The organism is Serinicoccus sp. CNJ-927 (genome assembly GCF_001942435.1).
GTDB lineage: Bacteria > Actinomycetota > Actinomycetes > Actinomycetales > Dermatophilaceae > Ornithinicoccus > Ornithinicoccus marinus.
On sequence record NZ_MKKF01000009.1, the window covers coordinates 38488 to 60340 of the forward strand.

Genomic DNA, 21853 nt, shown 5'->3' on the forward strand with positions numbered 1-21853 from the left:
TCAGCCCTGCCCCGGCAGCACCGCGCGCACCTCGCCGACCGGCTCCCCGTGGCCGCGGACGACCGCCCGGGCGTCGAGCGCGTCCATGGTCGGTCCGGCCTGCGGGCCGAGCCCGTCGACCCCCGCCCGGCGCAGGACCGCGGTCGCGAGGACGACCCGCGCACGCTCGCCCCCGTCGGTGATCTTCACCGACAGCCCGCGCCCGTCCGCCAGGCCGACGGCATACACCGACTCGGCGCCGTCCTTGGCGATGAGGCCCGGGACGGCGGAGATGAGCTCGGTGACGTCGCGGCCGGTGCCCCCGAGGAACTCCGGGTGGCTGCGGATCGCCTCGGCGACCCGGCCGGCCTCGGTGCCCGGCTCGGCGGCGGCGATCCGGCCGAAGGCGCGCGCCAGCCCGGCCGAGGAGACCCCCAGCGCCGGCGCGCCGCAGCCGTCCACGGTGGCCACCTCGACCCGCTCACCGGTGAACTCCTCGATCACCTCGACCACGAGCCGCTGCAACGGGTGCCCCGGGTCGAGGTAGGTCGCGGTGTCCCACCCGGCGGCGACGCAGGCCGCGAGCATGCCCGCGTGCTTGCCCGAGCAGTTCTGCCCGAGCGAGGTCGGGGGTGCACCGTCCCGGATCCAGGCACGCCGTTCGTCCTCGTCCAGCGGGAGGTCGGGGGTGTTGCGCAGCGCCGACTCGTCCAGCCCCACGGCGGCGAGGATGCGGCGCGCGCCGTCCAGGTGGCGCTGCTGCCCGGAGTGGCTGGCGCTGGCCAGGGCGAGCAGCTCGCCCTGAAGGTCCGCGCCGGCGCGCAGCATCGCGATCGCCTGCATCGGCTTGAGCGAGGAGCGCGGCAGGACCGGGGCGTCGACGGGGCCCATCGCGAGGTCGACGGTCCCGTCGGCGTCGGTCAGCGCGACGACACCGTGGTGCACCGACTCCACGAACCCGCCGCGGACCACCTCCGCGACGACGGGGGCGTCGGCCAGCGGCGAGTCGGAGGTCTGCTGCGTCGGTGAGGGCATAGCCCCGATCCTGCCAGGTCAGGACTGGCGCGCCCGCGGCCCGTCAGCCGGGACGATCGCCGTCTGGGCGGCGGCAGTGCCGTCGGCGAGCAGCGTCAGACCCGGGTCAAGGGTCCGCTTGACCAGCGCGAGCGCGACCGGGCCGTCCTCGGCGTGCCGGGCGACGCTGGTGAGCTGCCCGACGGGTCGCCCGCCGTCGAGCGGAGTGAGCTCCGCGCCCGCCTCGGGGATGACGTGGCCCGAGCCGTCCAGGTGCAGGAAGACGACCCGGCGCGGCGGGCGGCCGAGGTTCTTCACCCGGGCGACCGTCTCCTGGCCCCGGTAGCAGCCCTTGTGCAGATGCACCGCGGTCCGCAGCCAGTCCAGCTCGTGCGGGATCGTGCGGTGGTCGGTGTCGACGCCCGCGCGCGGGCGCCAGGCCGCGACGCGCAGAGCCTCGGCGGCCCAGGTGCCGGCCAGCGGCCGGTCGCCGACGGCCGCGGCGAGGTCCTCCCGGGGCACGATGAGCTCGCGCCAGGCCCGTCCTGTGCCCGGGTGCTCGGCGCCCTCCGGCCCGTAGCTGAAGGTGTCGCCCACCGGCCCCGGCCACGGGTCGACCCACGCGACCGGCTCCACGTCGACCGACTCGCGCGAGACCGGCTCGCCGAGCACGGCATACGCGGCGCTGACGTCCTCGACCTCGACGCGCAGCATGAAGCGCATCGAGTCCAGCCACCCGGCCACCGCGGGCGCGGCCCCGGGCTCGGTCGTGATCCAGGTGCGCTCGCCGTCGTCCACGAGGTGCAACGCATGCTCGACGTGCCCCTTCGGCGACAGGATGAGCGTCTCGGTCGAGCGGCGTGGCGGCAGGTCGGTCAGCTGCTGGCTCGTGAGCGAGTGCAACCAGCTGAGCCGGTCCGGGCCGGAGACCGTGACCACCCCGCGGTGCGACAGGTCGACGACGGCCAGCCCCTCGGCGAGCAGCCGCTGCTCCCGGTGCGGGTCGCCGTAGTGCGCCGCGACCCCGGCGTCCGGCCCCTCGGCCTCGACCGCTCCGGGCCGGTCCAGCAGCACGTGCATGGGTGCGTCCTTCCTCGTCCTGACCTGCACCTCCACGGTACGCGCGTCCAGGGATCCCCGAGGAACCGGCCGTAGACTCCGGTCGCATGAGGGATGACGACACCTCCGGGCCGGCGCGCCCCGGCACCCCCCGCGAGCCCCGCCGCCGACGCCCGCTGCGCGCCCTCGCCGCCGGCATCGGCGTCCTGGCGCTGCTCGGCGTCCTCGCGCTCGGCGGGTATGCCTTCTACCTCCAGCGGACGGTCGAGGGCAACATCGAGCGGGAGGACCTCAACGCGCAGGACGACGCCACGGTGACGATCTCCCCGGACCGCTTCGGGACCACGCAGCCAGACGACGACCCCGACGCCGAGGGCTCGGTCGACCTCGACGGCCCGGTGGAGACCGACGAGGAGGGCACCGCCCCGATCGTCGGCGAGGACGGCGAGGCCGTCGACGTCGGCGAGAGCGAGTTCCAGGCGCAGACCCCGGCACGTCCCGCCGAGGCCGGCGAGGCGCAGAACTTCCTCATCATCGGCTCGGACAGCCGGGACCTGTCGGTGGAGCGGGGACGCTCCGACGTCATCGTGCTCATGCACATCAACGACGAGCGGGACCGGGTCGACCTGGTCCACTTCCCCCGCGACCTGTTCGTCCCCATCGCCGGCACCGGCGGCTCCTCCAAGATCAACGCCGCCTACGCCTACGGTGGCGCCCCGCTGCTGGTGCAGACGCTCCAGCCGCTGGTGGACGTGCCCATCGACCACGTCGTCGTGGTCAACTTCCAGAGCTTCCAGGCGATGACCGACTCCATCGGCGGGGTCGACGTCAACGTGGCCGAGGCATCCCCCGGCTTCCCCGCGGGCGTCATGCACATGGACGGCGCGACCGGGCTGGAGTTCGTGCGCGAGCGGTATGCCCTCTCCCAGGGCGACATCTCCCGGGGCCAGCGCCAGCAGGCCTTCATCCAGGGGATCATGACCAAGGCACTGTCCCGGGAGACGCTGACCAACCCGGCACGGTTGGCGCGCTTCGTCGACGCCGCCACGACCAACCTGACCGTCGACGCCGACCTGCAGGTGGGTGAGATGCGCGACCTGGGCTTCCAGATGCGCGGCGTGCGCGGCGGCGACATCCACTTCGAGACCGCCCCGTGGAGCGGCATCGAGAACCACCCGGTCGCCGGGTCCATCGTGGTCATGGCGCAGGACCAGATGGCCACCCTCTCCGAGCACCTGAAGAACGACACCATGGAGGACTACACCGACCCGGTGTCCCCCCGCTCCGGCTTCGGCGGCTGACCCGCGGCGGGGCGGCCTCCCGCCACCCGCCCCTACGATGGTCGGATGCCCATCGAACTCGACCCGACCATGCACCACGACAACGCACCGCTGGCCTGGCTGCTCGGCTCCTGGGCCGGCGCGGGCGTCGTCGGCTACCCGACGATGGAGTCCCGCAACTTCGGCCAGGAGGTCGAGGTGACCCACGACGGGCGGCCCTTCCTGCACTGGTCCTCGCGCACCTGGCTGCTGGACGAGCAGGGCGGCAAGGACGAGCTCTTCGCCGTCGAGTCCGGCTTCTGGCGCCCGCAGCCCGACGGCGAGGTCGAGCTGCTGCTGTCCCACCCCACCGGCGTCGTGGAGATGTACTACGGCAAGACCGACCAGGCCAAGGTCGAGGTGGCGACGGACAGCATCGTCCGCAGCCCACGCTCCCGCGACTACTCCGCCGCCCAGCGGCTCTACGGGTATGTCGGGGGCAACCTCATGTGGGTGATGGACATGGCGGCGGACGGCCACGAGATGCAGTCCTTCATGTCCGCCGAGCTCAAGCGCGTCTGAGCCCGGCGCCGCGGCCTCAGCCGGGGAAGGAGGACGGGACGAAGGCCAGCCCGACGAGGTAGGGCACGACCCCGACGACGAGCACCGACACCACCCCGGCGACGAGGCGGGGCCGGGCGTGGGCCAGCGGCGGCAGCCCGACGAGCACGCTGCGCATGGCGTGGCTGAGCGCGCCCGCGGCCACCCCGAGGACCAGCCAGGTCGTCGGGCTGGCGTGCAGCGTGAGCGCGACCGCCAGGGCCGCAGCCCCGCCGGCCAGCATCGCGAGTGCCATGGCCCAGCCGCGCAGGGGTGCCCAGAGCCCTAGCAGGTCGCTGAGCGAGGACGCCCCCGCCGCGCCGAGCGCCGCGAGCAGCAGCGCGATGCCCTCCGCCGTGTGGCTCGCCGGCACCATGAGGATCCCGCAGCCCACCAGCGCCAGCCCGAGCACCACCGAGCTGATCGACTGCACCACCCGCGGCCTGCCGTCCCGGCGGAAGAGCTGGTGCACGAAGGCCGCGATCATCGCCAGCGCGAGCGCAGCCGGTGCCCACCCCAGCCACGGCTCCTCCTCGCGGACGCCGACCGCCGTCACCAGCGCGAGTCCGCCGACGAGCAGCACCCCGACCGTGCCGCGGGGCGAGGGCAGGCCGAAGGTCCCCGACCAGCCCCAGGCGACGACGACGGTGCACGCGGCCAGACCCACGGCCAGCAGCCAGGGAGCCGCCACCGCCGCCAGCGCCAGCAGCCCGGAGACGACGAGGACGACCAGGGCCAGCGACCCCACGAGCCCCCGGGTCGGGCGGTCCGCGGGGCGCTCGCCGGGCGTCGGGTCGGGCATACCTCCATCTTGCCGCACGCACGCTGGTCCGGACCGGAGGCGCAGGCTCCCTATCCTGGGTGCGTGGCCGACCTGGTCCTGCTGACCCCCCGCCCCGCCGACGACGCGTCGGCGGCGCTCGTGCTGCCCGGGCTCTCGCTGCTCCCGCACCGCGTGTCGGTGTCGGGGATGGACGTCGGCGCGCTGGTGACCCGCGGCGACAGAGAACCGGACCTCGTGCTGGTCGACGCGACGGCCGACCTGGTGCAGGCCCGCGGGGTGCTGCGGTCGCTGGCGGCGCTGGAGCTGTCGGTGCCCGTGCTCGCGGTGGTCGGGGAGGGCGCGCTCGCGGTGCTCGACGAGCAGTGGCCGCTGGACGACCTCGTCCTCACGACCGCCGGGCCGGGCGAGCTGGCGGCCCGGCTGCGGCTCGCGCTGGGGCGCGGCCCCCGGGGTGCGGGTGCTGCGGTCGCGGCCGCCGTCGAGCGGTCCTCCCCCGACGGGCCCGAGGCGATCCGGGTGGCCGACGTCGTGGTCGACGAGGCGAGCTGGACGGTGCGGGCCGGCGGCCGGGCGCTGGACCTGACCTTCAAGGAGTTCGAGCTGCTGCGCTACCTCGTGCAGCGGCCCGGACGGGTCGTCACCCGTGACACCCTGCTGCAGGAGGTCTGGGGCGGCGACTACTACGGCGGCACCCGGACCGTCGACGTGCACATCCGACGGCTGCGGGCCAAGCTCGGGCCCGAGCGCGAGTCCCTCATCGGGACGATCCGCGGGGTGGGCTACCGGTTCACCGGGGCACGCGGTCCCGAGCGCCCCGGCTCCGTGCCAGACTGACCCCCATGCCTGGACCGCGGCCCGACATCGACGAGCTCCCCGCACTGCCCGGCCAGCTGTCCGGGGACGTCCTCGCCCTGGCCGTGCGCGCGGCCCGGCACGACGGCGTCAAGCCGCTCTCGGAGCAGACGGTGCTACAGGCGCGGCGGCTTCCCGAGCAGGTGGGCAGCCACGACACCGGGACACATCTCGTGCTGCGCGCCGAGGACGGCGGAGCGGTGGTGGGCTACGGCCACGTCGACCGCAGCGACCCGGACTCCCCCGCGGCCGAGATCGTCGTCGACCCGGACAACCGACGCCGTGGGCTCGGCGGCGCCCTGCTCGATCACGTGCTGCGGCGCTGGCCGCAGGTCCGGCTGTGGAGCCACGGCGACCTGCAGGACGCCCGGACGCTCTACGGCTCGCGCGGGCTGCGGGTGGTGCGCGAGCTGTGGCAGATGTCCCGACCGCTGGCCGGCGAGTGGTCCGACCTGCCGGACCGGGTCGAGCTGCCGGATGGCTTCGCGGCCCGGTCCTACCGCGTCGGCGACGACGACGAGGCCTGGCTCGCGGTCAACGCCCGCGCCTTCGCCGACCACCCCGAGCAGGGCCGGATGACGCTCGCGGACCTGCGGGACCGCCAGGACGAGCCGTGGTTCGACCCCTCCGGCTTCCTCGTCGTCGACGACACCACCGAGGTCGACGCCGAGGGCACGCCGCGGCTGGCCGCCTTCCACTGGACCAAGGTGGAGACCGACCACCCGGACACCGGCGAGGTCTACGTCGTCGGGGTCGACCCGGACTACCAGGGCCGCGGGCTCGGCTCGGCCGTCACCCTGCTCGGGCTGCAGCACCTGCGCAACCGCGGGGTCGAGACCGCGACCCTCTACGTCGACGGCGACAACGACCCGGCGATCGCCACCTACCACCGCCTCGGCTTCGAGCGCTCCGCCATCGACGTCATGTATGCCGCGGGAGACGCGGAGGCATGAGCGGGGGCGGTCCCCCGGTGGTGCGCGCCGGAGGGGTGCTGCCGGTGCGCCGGCACGACGGGGTCCTGCAGGTCGCGCTGGTCCACCGGCCGAAGTACGACGACTGGTCCTGGCCCAAGGGCAAGCTCGACCGGGGCGAGGACTTCCCCTCCGCCGCGGTGCGCGAGACCTGGGAGGAGACCGGGCTGCGGGTGCGGCTGCGGACCCCGCTGCCGCCGGCGCGCTACCGCCTCGCGGGCGGGGCGGACAAGCTCGTCCACTACTGGGCCGGGGAGGTGCTGGACGGGTCCGGCGCCCTGGAGCACGAGGTCGACGAGGTCGCCTGGCTCTCGCCGACGTTGGCGGGCCGTCGGCTCAGCTACCCCCGTGACCGGGACCAGCTCGACGCCCTCGTCGCGCTGGAGGCCGCTGACCGGCTCGCCACGTGGACCCTGCTCGTGGTGCGGCACGCCCTGGCCGTCCCCCGGTCGGACTGGGAGCACCCGGACCCCGAGCGTCCCCTCACCGGCGCCGGGCGGCGACGCTCACGCGGCCGCGTGCAGGACCTGCTGCGCGCCTACGGTCCCGAGGTGGTGATCTCCAGCCCGTCGGTGCGCTGCGCGGACACGGTGGCACCCTTCGCCTCGGCCGACGGCATACCCCTCGTCACCAAGAAGGCTCTGTCCGAGGAGGGCTTCGCCGCGGATCCCCGCAAGCTGGTCAAGCACGTCGACCGGGTGCTCGGCCGCGGGGTGTCGACCGTGCTGTGCTCGCACGGCCCGCTGCTGCCCGACCTCGCCGGGATGCTGCTGGCCCGCGCCGACCCGACCCTGGACTCCTCGGACCGCCGCATGCTCGGCCGGCTGGCGACGAAGGCGATGGACAAGGGCGAGGTGCTGGCCTGCACGATGCTCGGGAGCGGCCGCTCGGCCCGCGTCGTCGCGGTGGAGCGGCACCGACCCGCCTGACGTGGGCCTGGGCTGACTTGGAAAGAAGTGATGCGTGCCGGGCCGGGAGCGCCTCTCGGCGCGTGGCCGCTCGAAGCGGCGAGTGTTGGAGCCCGGGGCTGCCGCGGCCCGGCACGCACTACGTAACGGTACGCCTCTGCCGGATGTTCCCCAAACCTGAGCCGGCGCGACCGGTGGTGCGCGGCCGGAGGGTCAGTGCAGGTCGCCGAGGCGCCACAGCCGGGCGCAGGCGGTGAGGTCGTCGGCGGTGTCCCGCAGCCGCGCCGCACGGTTGACCTGCTTGGTGGGGATGTCGCCGCCGCCCGGCTCGGCCAACCCGACCGCCATGACGTGGCAGAACGCGCTGGCCCGCTCCAGGGCGATCGCGAAGTCACCGGTGAAGATGCCGCCCAGGATCTGCTCGGTCAGGTGGCGCAGGCCGTCCAGGTCGGGCGGCTCGGCGACCCCGGCGATGGCGCGGTAGACCTCCGCGTGGCCGGAGCCCGCCGCGAACTGGCGCCCGACCTCCTCCGGCTGCCGCAGCACCCACTCGTGCAGCAGGTAGAGCCGCCACAACGCCCCCGGCAGGGTGCGCGCGGGCCGGTCCGACCAGAGCTGGGCGACGGTCGCCAGCCCCACCTCGCCGACGAGCCCGACGAGGCGGGAGGTGAGCTCGTGGTCGCCCGCCGACTCCGCCCGGCCGCGACCGACGACGAGCTCGGCGCTGCGGTGGGCGGCCTCGGCCAGCTCCAGCGGGTCGGCGCCACCCCCGGCGTCCTCGAGCCGGTCCGGCGGCCGCAGCGTCGGACGGTGGAAGTGCCGGCGTCCCTGCTCCTCGCTCATCGGGTCGTCACCACCACGCTGTCCGGGCCCAGCCGCAGCACACCGCCCTCGCCGGGATCCCCGGGCGGGAAGGTGGCGAGCACCTCACCGGCCGGGACGTCGCGCTCCACGGTGCCCTCGCCCCCGAGCCGCGCCACGACCACGACACCCGGCCGCTCGACCGTGAGGATCTCGCCGCCCCGGCCGTCATCCTCGCGGACGACGCTCGCCGTGGTGCCCCGGGCGACGGCGGGCGTCGCGGCCCGCCACCGCAGCAGGGTGCGGTAGAGGTCGAGCATCCGGGCGTGCTCGTCGTCCCCGACCTCGGACCAGTCGAGGGTGGAGGCGGCCACCGTGCCGGCGTCCTGCGGGTCCGGCACCTGGCCGGCCCAGCCGTGCTCGGCGAACTCCGCCTGCCGACCCTCCCGGATGGACTGCGCCAGCCACTCCTCCTCGTGGTCGGTGAAGTACTGCCACGGGGTGCTCGCCGCCCACTCCTCGCCCATGAAGAGCATCGGCGTCCACGGTGCGGTGAGCAGCAGCGCCGCCCCCACGGCGTGCCGTCCCGCAGGGATGCCGTGGTGGATGCGGTCGCCGACCGCCCGGTTGCCGATCTGGTCGTGCGTCTGCAGCGAGGCGACGAAGCGCCACGGCTCGGTCACCTCCAGGTCGACCGGGCGGCCGTGCGCCCGGTCGCGGAAGCTGGAGAACGTGCCGTCGTGGAAGAACGGCGTGCGGCCCAGCACCGCGGGGATCGCTCCCGGGTCGGCGAAGTCGGCGTAGTAGCCCTGCGCCTCGCCGGTGAGCAGCACGTGCAGCGCGTGGTGCACGTCGTCGGCCCACTGGCCGTGCAGCCCGAGCCCGCCGGCACCCCCGGGACCGCGGCGGGAGACGGTCGCCGGGTCGTTGCGATCGGACTCGGCGACCAGGCTGCGGGGTATGCCGGTGCGCGTCGCGATCTGGTCCGCGAGCGCGGCCAGCTCCTCCAGGAGGTGCACGGCACGCTCGTCGTGCAGGGCGTGCACCGCGTCCAGCCGGAGCCCGTCGAGGTGGTAGTCCTGCAGCCACATCGCGGTGTTGTCGAGCAGGTAGGCCCGCACCTCGTCGCTGCCCGGCCCGTCGAGGTTGACCGCGTCGCCCCACGGCGTGTGGTGCCGGTCGGTGAAGTAGGGCCCGGCCTGCGAGAGGTAGTTGCCGCTCGGGCCGAGGTGGTTGTAGACGACGTCGAGCCACACCGCGAGGCCCGCGGCGTGGGCGGCGTCGACGAAGGCGGCGAGGCCCGTCGGCCCGCCGTAGGCGTCGTGCACGGCATACGGCGCGACCCCGTCGTAGCCCCACCCGTGGCGGCCGGGGAAGGCAGCCACGGGCATGAGCTCGACCACGGTGATCCCGAGGTCCACGAGGTGGTCCAGGCGCTCGGCGGCGGCCGCGAAGGTGCCCTCCGGGGTGAAGGTCCCGACGTGCAGCTCGTAGACCGCGGCGCGCTCCATCGGCACCCCGGTCCAGGCGTCGTCGGACCAGGCGAAGGCGTCGGTGTCCACCAGCCTGCTGGGCGCGTGCACCCCGTCCGGCTGGTGCCGCGACCGCGGGTCCGGGACGGCGGTCCCGCCGTCCACGGCGAAGGCATACCGGCCGTCGTGCGGCGCCGGGTCCGCGGTGGCGGCCCACCAGCCGCCCTCCCCGCGCTCCATCGGCACCCGAGCGGCGTCCGCTTCCTCGGGTCGGGCGCCGAGCAGCAGGTCGACCCGGTCGGCGTCGGGTGCCCAGAGCGTGAACTCGTGCGTCATCGGGCTCCCTCCCGCAGGTGGTCGGCGCGGACCAGCAGCGCGGCCGGACCCTGGGCGAAGACCTCGGCGGCGAGCACGCCCTCCGCACCGACCTCGTGCTCGGTGCCGGTGAGCGCGTCGACCCACAGGTCCGGCGGCAGGGGTATACGGGTGTCGCCGAGTCCACCCTCGGCGCCGAGGCTGCGTGGGGCCCGGATGGTGAGGGTCGCGGCGACGTCGCCGCGCAGGAAGCCCAGGACGTGCGGGCCCGCCTCGACCGGGCGGTAGCCGGCACCGGGACCGTAGGCCTGCGGCAACCAGGCGCGCAGCCGCAGCACCCGTGAGGTGACCCAGAGCACCTCGTCGGAGAGGTCGCCGGTCCAGCCGGTCGCGTCCAGCCGCTCCAGCCGGGCGATCCGCTCGTCGTAGTCGACCGGGCGGCGGTTGTCGGGGTCGACGAGGGACAGGTCGACGACGCCGGAGCCCTGGTAGGTGTCCGGGATCCCGGGGAGGGTGAGCTGCAGGATCTTCTGGGCGAGCGTCAGGGTGCGCGTCGTCAGCACGTTGTCCGCGAGGGTGTCGCCGATGGCCCCGGTGACCTCCCCGCCGTCGAGCATCTCCCGGGCCAGGACCAGGACCCGGGCCTCGTAGTCCTCGTCCTGGTCGGTCCAGGTGGTGTGCTCCTTGCCCTCGCGCATCGCCTTGGTGAGGTAGGCCTCGAGCCGGTCCGCGTCGACCGGCCCGGCACCGACGAGGGTCTGCCAGATGAGGTGCGCGGTCGGGGCGTCCACGCCGTGCCGGTCGGCGGCCGCCCGCGCGGCGGCCGAGACCCGTGACCATCCCTCGGCGTCCCCGGAGACCGCGAGGATGCGGGCCCGGACGTCCTCGCTGCGCTTGGTGTCGTGCGTGGACAGCGTGGTCATGCCCAGGGGCCAGTGCTCGGCCTGGTGCTCGGCCCACGCGTGCAGCGTCGCGACACCGCGCCCGGCGTCGAGCCCCACGGAGGGGTCGGCGCCGACCTCGTTGAGCGCGACCAGCCGGTGCCAGCGGTAGAAGGCGGTGTCCTCGATCCCCTTGGCCATGACCGGGCCGGTGGTCTGCTGGAAGCGGACGCACAGGTCCGCCGCGGCGGCCGGGTCGGCGGCGCACCCCTGCGGGTCGGCGAGCACGGCGACGAGGGCGTCGACCTCCGGTCGCAGGTCGGGGCGGGTGGCCAGCGCCCGCTCCTGGCCCGTGAACAGCGGCGCGACCATCGCCTCGTCGTGCTCGCCCGAAGGCGCGCCGGGGCGGACGTAGGCACGGTAGACGTGGACGGACACGAGCAGCTCGAGCAGCGCCTCGCGCAGCCGCTGCGGGTCGTGCCCGGGCAGCGCCTCGGTCGCGCGCCGCAGCAGCCGGGCCATCTCGGGCCGCAGCAGCTCGGTGGCGGCCAGCCGCTTGCACCGCTCGATCTCCACGTGGACGTCGGGCTCGCCGCCGGTCGCCTCCCACGCGCGGCTGACGACCTCGGTCGTGGTCGGGTCGACCAGGGCCGCCGACAGTGCGGCGTTGGCGTCGTAGCCGGTGGTCCCGGTGCACTGCCAGCCGGCGGGCAGCCGCTCGTCCCCCTCGAGGATCTTCTCCACCCAGATCGGGGTGCCGGGCCGGACCGCCGCGCTCAGCTGTTCGAGGTAGGCCGTGGGGTCGGCCAGCCCGTCGGGGTGGTCGATGCGGAAGCCGTCGACCACGCCGCCGTGGTGCAGCTCGAGGAGCAGCTCGTGCGTCGCCGCGAAGATGTCCGGCTCCTCGACCCGGACCCCGATGAGCCCGTCGACCTCGAAGAACCGGCGGTAGTTGAGGACGTCCGGGGCGTCCCGCCACGAGGCGAGGAGCCAGCGCTGGGCGTCCAGCACGGCGCGCAGCGCCGCCTGCGACGTCGATCCGTCGGGGTGCTCCGCGGCGAGCCGGTCGGTGCCCGGCGCGAGCGGGAGCACCTGCTCGTAGTAGCGGGCCACGGGCATACCCGCCGCCGGTCCCTCGTCGTCGCGGCCGGTGCCGAGGGTGATCTCACCCCGCTCGAGCACCGCGTCGAGGTCGTCGCCGAGGACGGGCAGCCCGAGGCGTCCGCCGAGGTGGTCCCAGTCGACGTCGAACCAGGCGGCGCGGGCCGCGGTCGGACCGTCGCGCAGGACCTCCCAGAGCGGGGCGTTGCGCCACAGCGGGGCGACCATCGCCATGTGGTTGGGCACGACGTCGACCACGACGCCCAGGCCGAGGTCGTGACAGGCCCGGGCGAGCGACTCCAGCCCGGCCCGACCGCCGATCTCCGGGTTCACCTCGGTGTGGTCCAGCACGTCGTAGCCGTGCTCGGACCCCGGGACCGCGGTGAGCACCGGGGAGAGGTAGACGTGGCTGACCCCGAGGGCGTGCAGGTAGGGCACGACCTCCTCGGCGTCGGCGCAGGTGAAGCCCGCGTGCAGCTGCAGGCGGTAGGTGGCGGTCAGGGGGCGGGTGCTGGTCGCTGTCATGACGCGCCCAGTCTCTCACCGGTATGCCTGCCGTGGTCCCGGTCCCGGTCGGCCCGCCCTGTCAGCCGGACCCGTGCCAGCGGGCATACCAGCCGAGCACGGCGAGCACCGCGACCACCGCCACCGCGGTGGCGAGCACGGCGGCGACCCGCCAGCGGCGGGTCTGCACCCGGTCGTGCACGGCCAGGCTCTGCGCGCCGGGCTCGATCCCGTGACCGGGTGCGCGGAGCACCCGCCGCAGCAGGTCCTCCAGCGCACGCAGCGTGGACTCGCGCATCAGCCGTTCGCCCTCTCGGGGTCGAGCCAGGCGAGGTTGTCGGCCGTCTTCTGCGCGATCTCGGCGGCGGCCTCGACGGCCTCGTCGAGCGTCTGGATCCCACCGTCGCCGGGAGCCGCGGTGACGGTGACGCCGACGAGGTAGTCGCCCTGCCGGACGAGCGCACCGCCCATGTAGTGGGGGTCGCTGCCCTCGATGGTGTCCTCCCGCCCGACCAGCAGGTGGTCGGCGTCGTCGTGGCCCGGCCACGGCAGCGGCTCCGGCACGCTCGGCATGTTGTCGTCGTCGACCCAGACGGTGCCGAGCCCGGTACCCCCGTCCCGGATGGCCGCCAGCGCGGCGGAGCTGTCGTCCCAGGCCGTGACCTGGATGTCCACCGAGTCCTGGTCGATCTCATTGCCGCGGGCGAAGTACATCCAGCTCCGGCCGCTGTGCGGCTCGACGCCCCCGGAGCCGCTGCCCGCGGCCATGAACCGCTGGAGCGGCATGAGGAGTGGACTCGACAGTTCGGACTGCGGTGCTCCGAGCCGGTCGAGAAGGCCGATGTCCACCGGCCGCGGGTCGGGGACGTCGACGAGGTTCGGCGTGCCGGCGACGTCGTCCGGCTCGACCGGCTCCGGTGGTGGCGTCGGCTGCCAGGGCGGGGTGTCGGCCGCCTCGGTCTGCTGCTCGCTGCCCGTCTCCTCCTCGGGGACCTCCGTCGTCGCCGACGAGTCGTCAGGTCCGGGCGCGGGAGTGGGCTCCGCGGTCTGCGTGGCGACGCTGACGTCGACGTGGGCACCGTCGCCGAGCATCCGGTTGCCCAGGACCCACCCGGAGGCCGCCAGCGCGGGCACGACGACCACGGCGGCCACGGTCGCCGTGGCGGCGCGGCGCCGATGGATGCGCGCGGCACGCTGCTTGACCCCCGCGACGAGCGCGTCGTGGTCGAAGGCCTCGTGCGGGTCGCCGCCGAGGGCGTGGCGCAGCTGCTCGTCCATCGCGCGCGGCTGCCCGTCCCGGTCGTCCTGCGAGGTCATCGCTGGGCCTCCTCGCCGTCGGTCTCCGGCACCAGCTGCCGAAGGTTGTTCAGCGCCGCGTGCGCGGCGCTGCGCACCGCCTGCTCGGAGCACCCGAGCGCCGCGGCGACCTCCCGGTCGGGGAGGTCCTCGTAGTAGCGCAGCGCGATCACCGCGCGCTGCCGGTCCGGGAGCCGGCGGATCAGGCCCAGGACGGCCTCCCGCTCGGCGATCCCGCCGGCCGGCGACGGAGCCGCGGCCACCGACCAGTCGGCGGTCACCGCCTCGTGCGAGACCACCTCGGTGGCGGCCTTGCGCCGCTTGACCGAGCTCAGCCGGTTGACCATCGTAAGGCGCACGTAGGCGTCGACGTTCTGCGCCTCCCGCACCCGCGACCACGTCGTCACGACCAGCGCGAGGGTGTCCTGCACCAGGTCCTCGGCGTCCGCCTTGTGCCCGGTCATGGCATACGCCAGCCCGACCAGGCGCGGCATCGCCTGCTCGACGTAGGCCTCGGCCTCGGCGCGCTGCGCGCTACCGCCGCCGAAGAGCCTCACGGGCCGGTCCTGGTTGTCATACCTCTCCTGACGCGGTGGGGCACCGCTGACGTTGCTCCGCACGGTATGCGGCGCGCGCCGGGCGGGCCCGCACATCCTGCGGCGGTGCGCCCGCGCCCGCCTACCGGCGTTGCATCCTTCGGGCGAATGGGTGAGGCGGCGGTCGCGACCGTAGAATCTTCCGGGTGCCCTCCCCGTCCCGTCCCGACCTGCGCGACCTCGCCCGCGAGCGCATCCTCGTGCTCGACGGCGGCTACGGCACCCTGCTGCAGCAGGAGGGCCTGGTCGAGGAGGACTTCCACGGCGAGGGCGAGCCGTGGGAGTCGCTGCGCGAGGTCACGCTCAAGGGCAACTTCGACCTCCTGGCGCTGACCCGCCCGGACGTGCTGGCGCAGGTGCACCGCGCCTACCTCGCGCCGGCGCCGACCTGCTCACGACCAACACCTTCACCTCGACCACCATCGCCCAGGCCGACTACGAGGCCGGCCACCTGGCCCACGCGATGAACGTCGCCTCCGCGCAGGTCGCCCGCCAGGTCGCCGACGAGGTCGAGGCCAGCACCGGCCGGCCGCGCTGGGTCGTCGGCACGCTCGGGCCCACCAACCGCACCGCGTCCCTCTCCCCCGACGTCGAGCGCCCCGAGTTCCGCGCGATCACCTACGACCAGCTGCGCGAGGCCTACGCCGAGCAGGCCGACGGGCTCCTCCAGGGCGGGGCCGACGTGCTCATGGTCGAGACCGTCTTCGACACCCTCAACGCCAAGGCCGCCCTGCACGCCGTCGCGGACGTCCTCGCCGTTCGTCAGGCGGCGGGTATGCCGCGGGTCCCGGTCATGCTGTCCGGCACCATCACCGACGCCTCGGGCCGCACCCTCTCCGGCCAGACGCCGGAGGCCTTCGCGGTCTCCACCGAGCACGTCGACCTGGTCTCCATCGGGCTCAACTGCGCCCTCGGCGCCGAGGAGATGCGCCCGCACCTGCGCGAGATCGGCGCCGCGAGCACCGCCCTGGCCTCGGTCCACCCCAACGCCGGGCTGCCCAACGCCTTCGGCGGCTACGACGACACCCCCGAGGACATGGCGCAGGTGCTCGGCGACATGGCCCGCGAGGGGCTCATCAACATCGTCGGCGGCTGCTGCGGGACGACGCCCGAGCACATCCGGGCCATCGCCGAGGCCGTCGACGGGGTGGCGCCGCGGCAGGCCCCCGAGCCCTCGGCATACCTGCGGACCTCCGGCCTGGAGGCGTTCACCCTCACGCCGGACGTCAACTTCGTCAACGTCGGCGAGCGGACCAACATCACCGGCTCCCCGAAGTTCGCCCGCCACGTCAAGGAGGGCGACTGGGACGCCGCCGTCGCGATCGCCCGGCAGCAGGTCGAGGCGGGCGCCCAGATCGTGGACGTCAACGTCGACGAGGGCATGCTCGAGGGCCCGGAGACGATGACCCACTTCCTCAACCTGCTCGCCGGCGAGCCCGACGTCGCCCGCGTGCCGGTGATGATCGACTCCTCCCGCTGGGAGGTGCTCGAGGCCGGGCTGCGCTGCATCCAGGGCAAGGGCGTCGTCAACAGCCTCTCGCTCAAGGACGGCGAGGAGGAGTTCCTGCGCCGGGCGGCGATCGTGCGCCGCTACGGCGCGGCGGCGGTCGTCATGGCCTTCGACGAGACCGGGCAGGCCGACACCTACCAGCGCCGGATCGAGGTGTGCGAGCGGGCCTACCGGCTGCTCACCGCGCGCAGCGACGCACTGCCGGACCCCTTCCCGCCGCACGACGTCATCTTCGACCCCAACATCCTCACCGTCGCGACGGGCATGAGCGAGCACGACCGGTATGCCCTGGACTTCATCGAGGCGACCCGCTGGATCAAGGCCAACCTGCCGGGGGCGCTGGTCTCCGGCGGCGTCTCCAACGTCTCCTTCTCCTTCCGCGGCAACAACACCGTCCGCGAGGCGATGCACGCGGTCTTCCTCTTCCACGCCATCGAGGCCGGCCTGGACATGGGGATCGTCAACGCCGGCATGCTCGGGGTCTACGCCGAGCTCGACCCCGAGCTGCGCGACACGGTCGAGGACGTCGTGCTCGCCCGGCGCGAGGACGCCACCGAGCGGCTCATCGAGCTCGCCGAGCGGATCAAGGCGCAGGGCGAGGGGGCGGCACCCGGCGAGCGCAGCGCCGCGGCGGCGGCCAAGCTCGCCTGGCGCGACGAACCGGTCGCCGAGCGGCTGCGGCACGCGCTGGTCCAGGGCATCGACACGTATGCCGTCGAGGACGCCGAGGAGGCCTACCAGGAGCTCGGGTCGCCGCTGGCCGTCATCGAGGGGCCTCTCATGGCGGGGATGGACGTGGTCGGCGACCTCTTCGGTGCGGGCAAGATGTTCCTCCCCCAGGTGGTGAAGTCGGCCCGGGTGATGAAGAAGGCGGTCGCGCACCTCACGCCCTACCTCGAGGCCGCGGCCGCGGAGACCGGCGGCCACAGCAAAGGCAAGATCGTCATGGCGACGGTCAAGGGCGACGTGCACGACATCGGCAAGAACATCGTGGGCGTCGTCCTCGGCTGCAACGGCTACGAGGTCATCGACCTCGGGGTCATGGTGCCGGCCGAGAAGATCCTCGCCACCGCCGACGAGGTGGGGGCCGAGGTGATCGGCGTCTCCGGCCTCATCACCCCGAGCCTGGACGAGATGGTCTCGCTGGCCGCCGAGATGCAGCGCCGCGGTCTCACCACCCCGTTGCTCATCGGCGGCGCCACGACCTCGGCGGCGCACACGGCGGTGAAGATCGACCCGGCCTACGAGGGCACGGTGGTCCACGTCGTCGACGCCTCCCGGGCCGTCGGCGTCGTCGCCGACGCCATCCACCACCAGGACCGCCTCCGCGAGCGGGTCGCCGGGACCTACCAGGAGCTGCGCGAGCGGCACGGCGGCAAGCAGGTGCGCCTCGTCGGCCTCGACAAGGCGCGGGGCGACAGCCGCGCGGTGAGCGAGCCGGTGCCGGCCACGCCGCGGCTCCTGGGGACCCGCACGGTGAGCCCGAGCGTGGCCGAGCTGGTCGAGATCGTCGACTGGACCCCCTTCTTCACCGCCTGGGAGCTGCGCGGCTCCTACCCCCGCATCCTCGAGGACCCCAAGGTCGGGGAGCAGGCCCGCGCCACCTGGGCGGACGGGCAGCGCTGGCTGCGCCGCATCCTCGAGGAGGACCTCTTCACGCCACGCGGCGTGGTCGGCCTGTGGCCGGCCGTGCGCGCCGAGAACGGCGACGACATCGTGCTGGACGTCGACGGCGCACCGGTGACCCTGCATACCCTCCGGCAGCAGCGCGAGCGCACCCAGGGCGGGTATGCCGCGCTCGCCGACTTCGTCGCGCCCGAGGGTGACCACGTCGGTGCCTTCGCGGTCTCGATCCACGGCGCCGAGACCCTGGCCCGGCGGCTGCGGGAGGAGGAGCAGGACGACTACGGCGCGATCATGGTCCAGGTCCTCGCCGACCGGCTCGCCGAGGCCTTCGCCGAGTGGCTGCACCGCGAGGTGCGCACCACGCTGTGGGGCTACGCGCCGGACGAGGACCTGCCGGTGGACGATCTCATCAAGGAGCGCTACGACGGGATCCGCCCGGCGCCCGGCTACCCGGCCCAGCCGGACCACACCGAGAAGTTCACGCTCTGGGACCTGCTCGACGCCCGGGAGACCGCCGGGATGACGCTGACCGAGCACGGCGCGATGAGCCCCAACAGCGCGGTGTCCGGGCTCATCCTGGGCCACCCCGAGGCGCGCTACTTCGCGGTCGGACGCATCGACGAGGACCAGGTCGCGGACTACGCGGAGCGCAAGGGCTGGGACCTCGAGACCGCGCAGCGGTGGCTCGGGCCGTTGCTGCGCTGAGCGCAGGGCGCTGACCAGCGGCTTCGCCGGCCTGAGGAGCGCGGATTCCCGGTCGAGGGACATCGTGACCCAACCGTTGCCTTCGTCACGATCGCGTCACGATGACCGCTCACCACCTCTCTGAGGCCACCTGCGACACCCCGTCGTTGCTACGTTCGGAGGGTTCTTTGTGCCCCGCGGCACGTCCCGACACCCCTCAGGAGTCCCGTGGCCTCCATCTCCGCCGAGAAGCTCTACAAGGTCTTCGGCCGCCGCCCCCAGCGTGGGGTGGACGCGCTCGAGAAGGGCGCGACCCGCGCCGACCTGCGCAAGCAGGGTCTCACCCCGGCCGTCATCGACGCCTCCTTCGACGTGACGGACGGCGAGATCTTCGTCGTCATGGGTCTGTCCGGCTCGGGGAAGTCCACCCTCATCCGCATGGTCAACGGCTTGCTCGAGCCGACCAGCGGGAGCGTCTCCATCGACGGCGACGACGTGACCCGGCTGGGCGGAGAGAAGCTGCGCGCGGTGCGGCGCGACAAGGTCAGCATGGTCTTCCAGCACTTCGCGCTGCTGCCGCACCGCACGGTCGGCGAGAACGCCGCGTATGCCCTCGAGATCAGCGGGGCGAACCGCTCCGAGCGGGAGCAGCGGGCCTCGCGCGCGCTGCAGATGGTCGGCCTGGGCGGCTGGGGCGGGTCCATGCCCGGCGAGCTCTCCGGCGGGATGCGGCAGCGGGTGGGTCTGGCCCGCGCGCTCGCCTCCGGCACCGACGTCATGCTCATGGACGAGGCCTTCAGCGCCCTGGACCCGCTGATCCGGCGCGACATGCAGGACCAGCTGATCGAGCTGCAGCAGGAGCTCGGCAAGACCATCCTGTTCATCACCCACGACCTCAACGAGGCGATGCGGCTCGGTGACCGGATCGCGATGATGCGCGACGGCCGGATCGAGCAGATCGGCACCGCGCAGGAGATCCTCAACGACCCGGTCAATCGCTACGTCGCGGACTTCGTCCAGGACGTGGACCGCTCCCGGGTGCTCACCGCCTCCGACATCATGACGTCGGCGGACGGTGATGCGGGTCCGCCCGAGGGGGCCGTCGTGCCCGCGGACGCGACCCTGGCCGACCTCTTCGCCGAGGCCACCGAGCACGAGCAGCTGCTCGTGCAGGACGCCTCGGGCCAGACCGTCGGAACGATCCGACGGACCGACCTGCTGGCCGCGCTGCACACCCGGTCCGGCGAGAGCGCGGGCACGAGCGAGACCGACGAGGCCACCACCGGTGACCTGCAGCCGACCGGAGGTGCGGCATGAACGAGAACGAGTCGATCGTCCCCCGCATCGAGATCGGTGAGTGGGGCGGCGAGGCCATCGCCTGGATCAACGACAACTTCGAGTGGTTGCTGGACTTCATCTCGCTCGTCCTCGACTGGTCCATCACGACGCTCATCGACGCGCTGCTCGTCGTACCCGCGCTGGTCATGATCGCGCTCTTCGCGCTCCTGGGGCTGCTGGTGCGCTCCTGGGAGTTCGCGGTGGGGACCGTCCTGACGTTCCTGCTCATCATCGCGATGGACCAGTGGACCTTCGCCATGCAGACCCTGGCACTGGTGCTCATCGCCACCGTCGTGGCCGTCATCATCGCGGTGCCCATCGGCATCGTGGCCGCCCGCAGCGACCGGGTCAGCGCCGTGGTCCGCCCGGTGCTGGACTTCATGCAGACGATGCCGGCCTTCGTCTATCTGCTGCCCGCTGTCGTCTTCTTCGGCATCGGGTTCGTCCCCGGGCTCTTCGCGACCGTGATCTTCGCGCTGCCCCCCGGCGTCCGGCTCACCGAGCTCGGCATCCGCGGCGTCGACGCCGAAACGGTCGAGGCCGGCCAGGCCTTCGGCGCCACCCCCGGCCAGATCCTGCGCGGCATCCAGATCCCGCTCGCCACGCCGACGATCATGGCCGGCGTCAACCAGGTCATCATGCTCGCGCTGTCGATGGCGGTCATCGCCGGCATCGCGGGGGCGGACGGTCTCGGCAAGGAGGTCGTCCAGTCCATCGCGACGCTGGACCGCCCGCAGGGCATCGAGGCCGGGCTGGGCGTCGTCATCATCGCGATCTACCTGGACCGCCTCACGGCCTCGCTGGGACGCCCCGGCGACTACCCGCACTCGCTGCTGGGGCGGCTGCGCAGCCGCTCCGGCGGCGGCCCCGACCGGGACGACGACAAGGCCGGCGCCGAGGCGCGCGACCGGATCGAGGGCGGCGCCGACAAGGGGCGCGGCATGGCCCAGGTCGGACTCTGACCACGGCATACCTCACGACCCACGACGGCCGTCCCCGGACGGTCGAAGGACACGAAGAAGGGAAGCACGAGAACATGACTGTTCGACGCAACACCACCACCAAGGCACTCGCCCTCGTCATGGCGGCCGGCCTGACCCTCGCCGCCTGCGGTGAGGGTGGCTCCGACGACTCCGCCGGCGGGGACTCCGGCGGCTCCGAGGGCGGCGGCGCCGAGGGCACCATCACCCTGGGTTTCATCCCGTCGTGGACGGACGGCCTGTCCACCGCCTACCTGCTGGAGGACCAGCTCACCAAGCTCGGCTACGAGGTCGAGATGGAGGAGCTGACCGAGGCGGCCCTGCTCTACACCGGGCTGGCTGAGGGCGACGTCGACATGTATCCGTCGGCCTGGCCCGAGGTGACCCACGCGCAGTACATGGAGGAGTACGGCGACCAGATCGAGGACCTGGGTGCCTACTACGACAACGCCAAGCTGACGTTCGCGGTCCCGACCTACACCGAGATCGACTCGATCGCCGAGCTCACCGGCAACGCCGACATGTTCGACGGTCAGATCATCGGGATCGAGCCCGGTGCCGGCCTCACCGCCGCCACCCAGGACTCGGTCATGCCGACCTACGAGCTGGACGGCGACTACGAGCTGGTCACTTCCTCCACCTCGGCGATGCTCACCGAGCTGGAGAGCGCGATCAACGACGAGGAGGACATCGTCGTCACGCTGTGGCAGCCGTTCTGGGCCAACAGCGCCTTCGACGTCAAGACCCTGGAGGACCCGGAGGGTGCGCTCGGCGAGGCCGAGGCGCTGCACTTCCTGGGCACCGAGGGCTTCTCCGAGGAGTTCCCCGAGGCGGCCGAGCTCATCGCCGGCATCCAGCTGGACGACGAGCAGTACGGCGCGCTCGAGGACATGGTCGTCAACGAGTACGGCGAGGGCCAGGAGGCCGAGGCGATCGACGCCTTCCTGGAGGAGTACCCCGACGCCTTCGACACGATCGTCACCGAAGAGGGCTGAGCCCTACCGCACGATCCGACGGCCCTGCGGCACCCTGCCGCAGGGCCGTCGGCGTCCTCGCCACCCGCCAGTGCTTCACTGGAGCGACAAACGCGCTCGCAACTTCTGGCGCCAGTCGGATCGGCACTCTCATATAACACATGCCTTGCTGTCAACGTGTACAGATACCCTGGACTCGCGAACCCCTGGTAGTGGAACTGCTAGCAAGGAGGGCAGCATGGAATTCGTGCTAGTGTCGCGCGTCATTAATTCATTGACAGTATGGGATGATGGCGTATGCCGTCACCTGCTCTGGAGATCAGCGATGAGGATCGTGCGACCCTGACCT

17 protein-coding genes and 1 pseudogene are annotated in these 21853 nt (G+C 73.5%); 9 read left to right on the top strand and 9 right to left on the bottom strand.

What is annotated here, in order from left to right; all coding sequences use genetic code 11:
• Together BJF86_RS03560 and BJF86_RS03565 are read right to left on the bottom strand one after the other, a co-directional pair.
• Window positions 1-1014 (bottom strand): asparaginase, encoded by a 1014-nt coding sequence (locus BJF86_RS03560; protein WP_075817000.1) that lies wholly within the window; start codon window positions 1012-1014, stop codon window positions 1-3.
• 18 nt (window positions 1015-1032) lie between these two features.
• Window positions 1033-2073 (bottom strand): YgfZ/GcvT domain-containing protein, encoded by a 1041-nt coding sequence (locus BJF86_RS03565; protein ID WP_075817001.1) that lies wholly within the window; start codon window positions 2071-2073, stop codon window positions 1033-1035.
• A gap of 86 nt (window positions 2074-2159) precedes the next feature.
• Here BJF86_RS03565 and BJF86_RS18105 point away from each other — a divergent pair, with 86 nt between their 5' ends.
• Together BJF86_RS18105 and BJF86_RS03575 are read left to right on the top strand one after the other, a co-directional pair.
• A complete protein-coding gene (locus BJF86_RS18105; RefSeq protein ID WP_075817002.1) occupies window positions 2160-3353 on the top strand; it encodes an LCP family protein in 1194 nt (397 codons plus the stop codon).
• Window positions 3354-3398: 45 nt separating this feature from the next.
• The gene (locus BJF86_RS03575) at window positions 3399-3893 is read left to right on the top strand and encodes an FABP family protein (RefSeq protein ID WP_022925957.1); all 495 of its coding nucleotides are present in this window, start codon (window positions 3399-3401) and stop codon (window positions 3891-3893) included.
• 16 nt (window positions 3894-3909) lie between these two features.
• Here the strand turns inward: BJF86_RS03575 and BJF86_RS03580 are convergent, their stop codons facing one another.
• Window positions 3910-4713, bottom strand: coding sequence for a hypothetical protein (locus BJF86_RS03580; RefSeq protein ID WP_075814682.1), 804 nt, complete (start codon window positions 4711-4713; stop codon window positions 3910-3912).
• Window positions 4714-4776: 63 nt separating this feature from the next.
• Between BJF86_RS03580 and BJF86_RS03585 the strand changes: the two genes are divergently transcribed.
• Genes BJF86_RS03585 through BJF86_RS03595 form a run of 3 tightly spaced genes read left to right on the top strand, consistent with a single transcriptional unit; the run spans window position 4777 to window position 7447 of the window.
• Entirely contained in the window at window positions 4777-5529 is a 753-nt protein-coding gene (locus BJF86_RS03585) for a winged-helix domain-containing protein (protein ID WP_075817003.1), read from the top strand.
• A 5-nt stretch (window positions 5530-5534) separates the two neighbouring features.
• On the top strand, window positions 5535-6500 hold the full coding sequence (gene mshD, locus BJF86_RS03590) for a mycothiol synthase (RefSeq protein WP_075817004.1): 966 nt from the start codon (window positions 5535-5537) through the stop codon (window positions 6498-6500).
• On the top strand, window positions 6497-7447 hold the full coding sequence (locus tag BJF86_RS03595) for an NUDIX hydrolase (protein WP_075817005.1): 951 nt from the start codon (window positions 6497-6499) through the stop codon (window positions 7445-7447). Before mshD ends, BJF86_RS03595 begins: the two co-directional genes overlap by 4 nt.
• A 192-nt stretch (window positions 7448-7639) precedes the next feature.
• Here the strand turns inward: BJF86_RS03595 and BJF86_RS03600 are convergent, their stop codons facing one another.
• The 6 genes from BJF86_RS03600 to BJF86_RS03625 all read right to left on the bottom strand — a co-directional run bounded on the left by BJF86_RS03600 (window position 7640) and on the right by BJF86_RS03625 (window position 14353).
• Window positions 7640-8269 carry a hypothetical protein gene (locus tag BJF86_RS03600; protein ID WP_075817006.1) on the bottom strand — a complete coding sequence of 210 codons (630 nt, stop codon included), beginning with the start codon at window positions 8267-8269 and terminating at the stop codon, window positions 7640-7642.
• Window positions 8266-10035, bottom strand: coding sequence for a malto-oligosyltrehalose trehalohydrolase (gene treZ, locus BJF86_RS03605; protein WP_075817007.1), 1770 nt, complete (start codon window positions 10033-10035; stop codon window positions 8266-8268). Before treZ ends, BJF86_RS03600 begins: the two co-directional genes overlap by 4 nt.
• Window positions 10032-12521 carry a malto-oligosyltrehalose synthase gene (gene treY / locus BJF86_RS03610; protein WP_075817008.1) on the bottom strand — a complete coding sequence of 830 codons (2490 nt, stop codon included), beginning with the start codon at window positions 12519-12521 and terminating at the stop codon, window positions 10032-10034. The genes treZ and treY overlap by 4 nt, the downstream gene beginning before the upstream one ends.
• Window positions 12522-12582: 61 nt before the next feature.
• Window positions 12583-12798, bottom strand: coding sequence for a hypothetical protein (locus BJF86_RS03615; protein WP_075817009.1), 216 nt, complete (start codon window positions 12796-12798; stop codon window positions 12583-12585).
• A complete protein-coding gene (locus BJF86_RS03620; protein ID WP_075817010.1) occupies window positions 12798-13817 on the bottom strand; it encodes a hypothetical protein in 1020 nt (339 codons plus the stop codon). The genes BJF86_RS03615 and BJF86_RS03620 overlap by 1 nt, the downstream gene beginning before the upstream one ends.
• Entirely contained in the window at window positions 13814-14353 is a 540-nt protein-coding gene (locus BJF86_RS03625; protein WP_158068366.1) for a SigE family RNA polymerase sigma factor, read from the bottom strand. The genes BJF86_RS03620 and BJF86_RS03625 overlap by 4 nt, the downstream gene beginning before the upstream one ends.
• Window positions 14354-14529: 176 nt before the next feature.
• Between BJF86_RS03625 and metH the strand changes: the two are divergent.
• The 4 genes and pseudogenes from metH to BJF86_RS03645 all read left to right on the top strand — a co-directional run bounded on the left by metH (window position 14530) and on the right by BJF86_RS03645 (window position 21525).
• A pseudogene (gene metH / locus BJF86_RS03630) lies at window positions 14530-18233 on the top strand (methionine synthase).
• A 207-nt stretch (window positions 18234-18440) separates the two neighbouring features.
• Entirely contained in the window at window positions 18441-19529 is a 1089-nt protein-coding gene (locus tag BJF86_RS03635) for a quaternary amine ABC transporter ATP-binding protein (RefSeq protein ID WP_075817011.1), read from the top strand.
• Window positions 19526-20512, top strand: a complete 987-nt coding sequence (locus BJF86_RS03640; RefSeq protein WP_075817012.1) for an ABC transporter permease — start codon at window positions 19526-19528, stop codon at window positions 20510-20512. The genes BJF86_RS03635 and BJF86_RS03640 overlap by 4 nt, the downstream gene beginning before the upstream one ends.
• Window positions 20513-20586: 74 nt before the next feature.
• Window positions 20587-21525, top strand: coding sequence for a glycine betaine ABC transporter substrate-binding protein (locus BJF86_RS03645; RefSeq protein ID WP_075817013.1), 939 nt, complete (start codon window positions 20587-20589; stop codon window positions 21523-21525).
• Window positions 21526-21853 lie beyond the last annotated feature (328 nt).